Origin of the sequence: Frateuria sp., assembly GCF_035695185.1 — a bacterium.
Taxonomy (GTDB): Bacteria; Pseudomonadota; Gammaproteobacteria; order Xanthomonadales; family Rhodanobacteraceae; genus Frateuria_A.
The window spans coordinates 1-7,699 of sequence record NZ_DASSES010000067.1 but is presented as its reverse complement, the minus strand read 5'-3'; the positions used below and the strand labels follow the sequence as shown (position 1 = coordinate 7,699).

The 7,699-nt window shown below is 67.6% G+C and carries 7 protein-coding genes and 1 tRNA gene; 5 read left to right on the top strand and 3 right to left on the bottom strand.

What is annotated here, in order from left to right:
- Window positions 1-20 precede the first annotated feature (20 nt).
- Window positions 21-97 (top strand) — tRNA-Asp (locus tag VFH59_RS04840).
- An 81-nt stretch (window positions 98-178) separates the two neighbouring features.
- Window positions 179-2,086 carry a SurA N-terminal domain-containing protein gene (locus tag VFH59_RS04835; RefSeq protein ID WP_325163753.1) on the top strand — a complete coding sequence of 636 codons (1,908 nt, stop codon included), beginning with the start codon at window positions 179-181 and terminating at the stop codon, window positions 2,084-2,086.
- Window positions 2,087-2,255: 169 nt separating this feature from the next.
- On the opposite strand, the gene VFH59_RS04830 is transcribed toward VFH59_RS04835, so the two are convergent.
- Window positions 2,256-3,038: an enoyl-ACP reductase gene (locus tag VFH59_RS04830; protein WP_325163752.1), complete on the bottom strand. Its 783-nt coding sequence runs from the start codon at window positions 3,036-3,038 to the stop codon at window positions 2,256-2,258.
- A 166-nt stretch (window positions 3,039-3,204) separates the two neighbouring features.
- On the opposite strand from VFH59_RS04830, the gene VFH59_RS04825 reads away from it, so the two are divergent.
- Together VFH59_RS04825 and VFH59_RS04820 are read left to right on the top strand one after the other, a co-directional pair.
- Window positions 3,205-3,951 (top strand): hypothetical protein, encoded by a 747-nt coding sequence (locus VFH59_RS04825; RefSeq protein ID WP_325163751.1) that lies wholly within the window; start codon window positions 3,205-3,207, stop codon window positions 3,949-3,951.
- Between the two features lie 139 nt (window positions 3,952-4,090).
- Window positions 4,091-4,795: a glutathione S-transferase N-terminal domain-containing protein gene (locus tag VFH59_RS04820; RefSeq protein ID WP_325163750.1), complete on the top strand. Its 705-nt coding sequence runs from the start codon at window positions 4,091-4,093 to the stop codon at window positions 4,793-4,795.
- Here VFH59_RS04820 and VFH59_RS04815 read toward each other — a convergent pair.
- Window positions 4,792-5,571, bottom strand: coding sequence for an alpha/beta hydrolase-fold protein (locus VFH59_RS04815; RefSeq protein ID WP_325163749.1), 780 nt, complete (start codon window positions 5,569-5,571; stop codon window positions 4,792-4,794). The genes VFH59_RS04820 and VFH59_RS04815 overlap by 4 nt on opposite strands.
- A gap of 163 nt (window positions 5,572-5,734) precedes the next feature.
- Window positions 5,735-6,397, bottom strand: coding sequence for a DsbA family oxidoreductase (locus tag VFH59_RS04810; protein WP_325163748.1), 663 nt, complete (start codon window positions 6,395-6,397; stop codon window positions 5,735-5,737).
- Between the two features lie 137 nt (window positions 6,398-6,534).
- Here VFH59_RS04810 and VFH59_RS04805 point away from each other — a divergent pair.
- Window positions 6,535-7,699, top strand: a 1,165-nt coding sequence (locus VFH59_RS04805) for an amidohydrolase family protein (protein ID WP_325163747.1), incomplete at its 3' end; no start/stop codon positions are given.

Below are 7,699 nucleotides of genomic sequence, written 5' to 3'. Positions count from 1 at the left end.
ACAGCACCCACCAGAATCGCGGAGTGGTAGTTCAGTCGGTTAGAATGCTGGCCTGTCACGCCGGAGGTCGCGGGTTCGAGTCCCGTCCACTCCGCCAGTAGTTCCAAGGGCGCCCGCGTGGCGCCCTTGTCATTTATGCTTTGCCTCTTGCAAGGCTTCGAATCGCGGGAATCCACACATGCTGCAGTCGTTGAGAGACAAGATGCACGGCTGGCCGTCCATCGTCGTGCTGGGCGTGGCGGTGTTCGCCATGTCCTTCTTCGGCATCGAGGGCTACTTCACCTCTCGCACCGAAACTTTCGTGGCCAAGGTCGGCAAGCACGAGATCAGCCAGCAGGATTTCCAGGATCGCATGAACCAGCTGCGCCAGCAGGCCAGTGCGCAGATGGGTGACCAGTTCGACCCGAGCGTGTACGAACAGCCGGAGATGAAGGAGCGCGTGCTGGACGCGATGGTGGACCAGCAACTGCTGCTCAAGGCCAATGATGACCTGGGGCTGCGCGTTTCCGACGGGGCGGTGCGCGATACGATCGCCTCGATCCAGGCCTTCCAGGTGAATGGCCAGTTCGATCCGGCCACCTACCGGGCCGTGCTCGCTGCCCAGCGAAAGACGCCGGCGATGTTCGAGGACGAAGTGCGCTCCTCGATGGCGATCAGCCTGATACCCGATGCGCTTTCGGCCAGCACCATCATCACGGGGGACGAGGTCGACCGTTTCCTCAAGCTGCGCCTGCAACGCCGCGACGTGCGCTACGCGATGTTGCCGCGTCCCGCGCTTGCCGACAGCAAGGTCACCGACGCGCAGGTCCAGTCGTACTACAAGCAGCACCAGGCCGAGTTCATGGCGCCCGAGCAGGTCGCCATCCGCTATGTCGAAGTGAACGCAGCCGACCTCAAGGCGGACAACCCGCCGACCGAAGAGGACCTGCGCAAGCGCTACGAGGACGAGAAGCAGCGTTTCGTGCAGCCGGAGCAGCGCCTGGTTTCGCACATCCTGGTCGATGTGCCCAAGAACGCCACGCCCGCGCAGCAGAAGGCCGCGCTGGCCAAGGCGCAGAAGATCGCCGCCGAAGCGACTCCGCAGAACTTCGCCAAGCTGGCCGCCAAGGACTCGGCGGACCTTGGCTCCAGGCGCCAGGGTGGCGACCTGGGCTGGCTGGAGAAGGGCGTGACCAACAAGGCCTTCGACGAGGCGCTGTTTTCGCTGCAGAAGGGCCAGATCTCCCAGCCGGTGCTGTCGGACGAGGGCTACCACGTGATCTGGTTGCGCGACGTGCGCAGCGGCCAGGCCAAGCCTTTCGAGGAGGTGCGCGGCCAGCTGGAACAGGAGGCCGTCGCCGCCGAGCGCGAGCGCAAGTACAACGAGGTTGCCGGCAAGCTGGCCGACAAGACCTATCAGAACCCGAGCTCGTTGGAGCCGGCGGCACAGGCGCTCGACCTGCCGGTCAAGAGCACCGGCCTGTTCGCCCGCGAGGGCGACAAGAGCGGCATCGCCGCGGACCCGAAGGTGGTCAAGGCGGCGTTCTCCGACGACGTGCTGGTCCAGGGCAACAATTCCGGCCTGATCGATCTGGGCAACGATCATTCGGTGGTAATCCACGTCGACAAGCACGTGCCCGCCACGGTCCGTCCGCTGGCCGAGGTGCATGGCACCATCGAGAAGGACATTCTCGACGAACGCGTCGCCGCTGCGGCCAAGCAACGCGCAGACGCCTTGCTGGCGCGCCTGGAGAAGGGTGAGCCGATGGATGCGGTGGCCGCCTCGGCCGGCGCTTCCGTGCAGAGCGTGAAGGAAGCGCTTCGCGTGCAGGAGGGCCTGCCCGCGCCGCTGCGCGACCAGGCCTTCCTGTTGCCGCATCCGAAGGATGGCAAGCCGCAGTTCGCCGCCGTGGCGTTGCCCGAGGGTGCCTACGCCCTGCTGGCGGTGGACAAGGTGCAGGATGGCGATCTCTCCAAGGTCACGCCCGATCAGCGCAAGGCCCTGCGCCAGAGCATGATCGCCGCGTACGGCAACGTGGCCGCCCAGGGATTCATTGCCGAGATGAAGGCGAAGACCGAAATCAAGATCGCCAAGGACCGCATGTAGACGGGGCGGGACGTTGGCAAAGAGGCGGCCCTGGGCCGCCTTTTTGTTGTCGGTTCCTGCGAGCGCCATCCCGTTCCGGCAGGCGAGCACCGTATGCGCAACGGGCCAGGGCCCGCACAAAAAAAAGGCGGCCGTGCGGCCGCCTTTCTTCTCCGATTGACCCGACCGATCAGATGCCGGTCATGCCCAGGATGTTATAACCCGCGTCCACATAGGTGATCTCGCCGGTGACGCCCGAGGCGAGGTCCGAGCAGAGGAAGGCACCGACATTGCCGACCTCGTCGATGGTCACGCTGCGACGCAACGGGGCATTCTCGTCCACGTGGTCGAGCATCTTGCGGAAGTTGGAGATGCCTGCGGCGGCCAGGGTCTTGATCGGGCCCGCGGAAATGGCGTTCACGCGGGTGCCCTCCGGGCCAAGGTTGAAGGCCAGGTAGCGCACGTTCGCTTCCAGGCTGGCCTTGGCCAGGCCCATCACGTTGTAGTTGTTGAGCGCGCGCTCGGCACCGAGGTAGGTCAGCGTGAGGATGGCACCGCCACGGCCGGCCATCATCGGCCGCGCGGCCTTGGCCAGCGCGGCCAGGCTATAGCTCGAGACGTCGTGCGCGATGGTGAAGTTCTCGCGCGTGAGGTTGTCCAGGTATTGCCCCTGCAGCGCCTCGCGCGGCGCGAAGCCGACCGAATGCACCAGTATGTCGAAGCCGTCCCAGTGCTTGCCCAGCTCGGTGAACAGCTGTTCGATCTGGGCGTCCTCGGCGACGTCGCAGGGCAGCACGATATTGGAACCGAACGCATTGGCCGCTTCGTCGACGCGATCCTTCAGCCGCTCGTTCTGATAAGTGAAGGCCAGTTGCGCACCTTCACGATGCATTGCGTTGGCAATGCCCCAGGCGATCGAGCGCTGGCTGGCGATGCCGACGATCAGGGCACGCTTGCCGTGCAGGAATCCCATGCGTCCTCCAAGAAGTTGATGGCGCGCCACATGGCGCAGCCGGGTGATTTTAGCAGTGTGCCGGCTCTCGTAGCCGATCCACTGCCGCCAGGGTCTTCCCGGACCGTGCGCGGCCGTTCGCTTGGTCCCTACGCGGCGTAGACCCGGCGCCGGATAGGGTGCTCATGTGCCCACCGTCCAGCACGCCGACTCTCCAGGGATATCCATGAGCGTGTCCGCTTTGCGGCCTTGGTGCGCCATTGCCGCGGTCGCCGCCGCGCCTCTGGTGCTCGCGATCCTCGAGATCTTCCATCCACATCCGCACGACCTGTTCGATCTGGACGTACGCCGGTGGATGTTCGTCCATTACGCACAGGTTCCCTTGTTCCCGCTCGCCGCGCTTTCGGTGGCGATGCTGGTACGCGGGCGCCGCGACTGGGCCGCGTGGCTGTGCAAGGCGGGCATGTTCGTTTTTGCGGTGGCCTTCACCTCGTTCGACACCGCGGCCGGTCTGGTGATCGGCCTGCTGGTGAAGGGGGCGCTCGCGTCGGGCGATCCCGAATCCTGGCGCGACATGATCGATGCCCTGTGGTTCGATCCGGTGCTGGGCGGTCAGGGCTTCACCGACGCACCGATGATGGGCCTGATCGGGCGGCTGTCGCTGTCGTTCGGTGCGGTGGCCGGGGCCATCTCGCTCAAGCGGGCGGGGCACGGCTGGATGCCGGTGCTGCTGCTGGCCCTCGCCAGTTTCGGCATCAACGTGTTCAAGTCGCATTCCTGGCCGGGCGGGCCGCTCACCTTCGGCGGCATGGCGGTGGCGGCGGGCTGGATCCGGTGGGAAAGCCTGCGCAGGCAGGCGCGCGCCGTAGCGGCGCTGGAGGCACCCGCCGCGACGGAAGCGGTCCGCAGCCCCTCGCGCGTGGGCCTTCGCTGAGCAGCACCGCCCGTAACGTGTGCCGGTAGGGCTGGTGCCGACGGCGGGAGCGTCCCCAGGCGCGGCGCGAGGGGCCTGGGCGTTGCGCTCGGGCGCGGGTGCCCCCACGTTGGCGGGTTGGCCCCAACGAGGAACCGCCGTGCCCGACCTGTCCGCCTTCCCGATCACCGCGCGCTGGCCGGCGCGGCATCCGGACCGCATCCAGCTCTATTCGCTCAACACGCCCAATGGCGTGAAGGTATCGATCATGCTGGAGGAGACCGGGCTGGCGTACGAGCCCCACCTGGTCGACATCATGCGCGACGAGCAAAGGACGCCGGAGTTCCTCTCGCTCAATCCCAACGGCAAGATCCCTGCGATCATCGACCCCGACGGCCCAAGCGGCGAGCCGATCGGACTGTTCGAGTCCGGCGCGATCCTGCTCTACCTCGCGGACAAGACCCGCATGCTGCTCTCCCGCGATCCGGCGTCGCGCTGGGAGACCATCCAGTGGCTGTTCTTCCAGATGGCGTCGATCGGCCCGATGTTCGGGCAGGTGGGTTTCTTCCATAAATTCGCCGGGCGCGAGTACGAGGACAAGCGCCCGCTCAAGCGCTACGTGGACGAGTCCCGGCGGCTGCTCGGCGTGCTGGAGGCGCGTCTGGACGGACGCCCGTGGCTGATGGGTGAGGACTACAGCATCGCGGACATCGCCACGCTGGGCTGGGTGAACAACCTGGTCGGGTTCTACGGGGCGCGCGACCTGGTGCATTTCGACGAACTGTCGAACGTGCCGGGCTGGCTGGAACGCGGCCTGGCGCGCCCGGCGGTCGCGCGTGGCCTGCTGATACCCGGGCGGGGTTAGTTTCCCGTACTTGCCGCAGCTGCCCTCCGTTCCTGCCGGGCGTGTTGCAGCAGCGTGCGCGCGGCGGGGCGCCACAGCGTCCAGTTGTGGTGCCCGGGCAGCTCGAACACGTGGTCCGCCGGCAACTGGGTGGCCAGCAGGCCGATGCGATCGCGGAAACGCTCCTTGTCGCCGTAAGCCAGCCACACCGACCGGCTGCGGTCGGGCCGGTCCGACCAACGCTGGATGTACCGCCACAGCTCGCGCTGGTACGTCTCGGGAGTGAACGCCTGCTCAGGCCCTGCCTGCCAGTGGGCGAGCCCGCCGGCGGCCTGGATCTCCCGGTAGAGCGACCTGTCGCCCAGGTAGGGTGAGATCAGCAGCATGCCGTCGATCTCGCCCGGATACACGCGGTCGTACATCAGTGCACCCAGCCCACCGAGCGATATGCCGGCGAGCCAGACCTGGTCGTAGTGCTGCGCCCTGGCCGCCGGCACGAGGACTTCGTCATGCAGGCGCCCGACCGCACGGCCCTGGCGGTAGAAAGGCATGGTCAGCCCGGCGAGGATCACGTCGGCGTCCGGCCACTGCTGGTGGATCATCTGCCCGATGCCGCGTGCGGTCAGCGAGTCGAGGTCATCGCCGCGCCCCGGCAACATCACTACCAGCCGGTGCGGCGACTGGGCGGCCGGCACGAACCGGGTAGGGATCGGACGGGTGATGTCACCACCGGCGGTGCATGCGGCCAGCAGCAAGGCGACGAGGGGGCCGAACAGGGTGGACGGACGCAGGCGCATGGGGTGGGTCCGGTTCGGGAGGCGGGCGCAAGCGTGCGCCGGCAAAGATGAAGGCGGCGCGCGCAGGAGTAATGACGATACCTTGGGCGCGTGCCGCGTGCGTGATGGGCTCTGTGCAGGCGTGGGGCGGCGACCGGCGCACGGCATGGACACGCGTTGCCGGTCAGGCGGCCGCCACCCCGGCAATGTCGCGTAGCGCCTGCTCGAAAACCTCGGGCGGCTGCCCGCCGGGGATCAGGTGCGTGCCGTTGACGATGGTCGCCGGCACCGAATGGATGCCGCGCTGCTGGAAGAAGCGCTCTTGCGCGCGAACCTCCCGGGCGTAGGTGCCGCTTTCCAGCACGCGCCGCGCCTCTTCGCGGTCAAGTCCCGCCTCGCCGGCAAGGCGCACCAGCACCTCGTGCGAGGCCACGTCTTCGCCATCGGTGAAGTAGGCGCGCAGCAGCGCTTTCTTCAACGCCAGGTGGCGGCCGCCCTGCAGTTCGGCCCAGTGCAGCAGGCGGTGCGCGTCGAAGGTGTTGTAGACACGGCTGCCAACGCCGATGTTGAAGGCGAACCCGAGCGCCGCGGCGCGCTCGCGGATCACTGCGCGATTGGCCTCGACCTGGGCCTCGCCGATGCCGTACTTGCCCATCAGGTGCTCCGTCGCATCCTCACCTTCGACAGACAGCTGCGGGTTGAGCTCGAACGGTTGCAGGTGGATCTGCGCCTGGACGGTGCCGCCAAGGCGCTCGAGCGCATGCTCCAGTGCGCTCAGGCCGATGGCACACCAGGGGCAGGAGACATCCGAGACGAAGTCGATGCGCAAGGGGATGGGCGTGGCCATGGAAGCTCCGGGGCAGGGACCAGGCTCCATCACATGGAGGTGGCGATGACCATCTCAATCGTGCACGGCGGGGCCGGGCGGCACTGTGGCACAGTGCGCGCCAGGCAGCGCCCGCTGCAGCCACCATGGGAAGCGCCATGCACGTTCCAGCCGATTGCCCACGACCCAGGGCCGCGCCGCGCGGCGCCGCCCTGCGTGCCACCCTCGCGGCCGCGATGGTCTGCTGCCTGATCACGCCACTGCAGGCGCAGGTGCCGCCGCTCTCGGCGAACACACGGACCTACGTCAAGTACGACCAGCCGGTGCTGGCGATCACGCACGTGCGTGTCATCGACGGCCATGGGAACGCCGCCCGCGAGGACCAGACGGTGGTGCTGCGTGATGGCCGGATCGCGGCGGTGGATGCACGCGCGGCGGTGCCCAAGGGTGCCACCGTGATCGATGGCAGCGGACGGACGCTGATCCCCGGGCTGGTCGGCATGCACGACCACATGTTCTACCCGGCGCCGGGCGTCAACCCCGCCGCGAAGGAAGCACTGTACCCGGAGCAGGGATCGAGCTTCCCCAAGCTCTACCTCGCCGGTGGCGTGACCACCATCCGTACCACCGGCAGCATCGAGCCTTACACGGACCTGGCACTGAAGAAGGCGATCGACGCCGGGGACGTTCCGGGCCCGAAGATGCACACGACCGGGCCCTACCTCGAGGGCAAGGGCAGCTTCACACCGGACATGCACGAACTCGCCGACGCGCAGGACGCGCGCGAAACGGTGGACTACTGGATCGCCGAAGGGGCCACTTCGTTCAAGGCCTACATGCACATCACCCGCGCCGAGCTGAAGGCGGCCAGCGATGCCGCGCACGCCAAAGGCATCACGATCACCGGCCACCTGTGCTCGATCGGTTTCCGCGAAGCGGCCGACCTGGGCATCGACGACCTGGAGCACGGCCTGCTGGTGGACACGGAATTCACGCCGGGCAAGCAGCCCGATGTCTGCCCGGCCAGCAAGGCGGCGCAGGAACAGCTGGCGGGCATGAGCGTGTCCGACCCGCGCATCCGGCAGCTGATCCGCTATCTGGTCGCCCGGCATGTCGCGGTCACCTCGACCTTGCCGGTGTTCGAAACCATGGTGCCGGGGCGCGCTCCGGTGGAGGCGCGCGTGCTCGACGCGATGCTGCCGCAGGCACGCGCCCAGTACCTCGAGACGCGCGAGCGCGTCGGCAAGACCCGGGACTCGCGCTGGCCCCGCCTGTTCCGGCTGGAAGAGGAATTCGAGCATGCCTTCGTGCAACAGGGCGGCA

Excerpts from the sequence above, each read along its gene's own strand:
- VFH59_RS04810 (WP_325163748.1), bottom strand. The coding sequence starts at position 6,397 with ATGGCCACGCCCATCCCCTTGCGCATCGACTTCGTCTCGGATGTCTCC.
- VFH59_RS04835 (WP_325163753.1), top strand. The coding sequence starts at position 179 with ATGCTGCAGTCGTTGAGAGACAAGATGCACGGCTGGCCGTCCATCGTC.
- VFH59_RS04815 (WP_325163749.1), bottom strand. The coding sequence starts at position 5,571 with ATGCGCCTGCGTCCGTCCACCCTGTTCGGCCCCCTCGTCGCCTTGCTG.
- VFH59_RS04830 (WP_325163752.1), bottom strand. The coding sequence starts at position 3,038 with ATGGGATTCCTGCACGGCAAGCGTGCCCTGATCGTCGGCATCGCCAGC.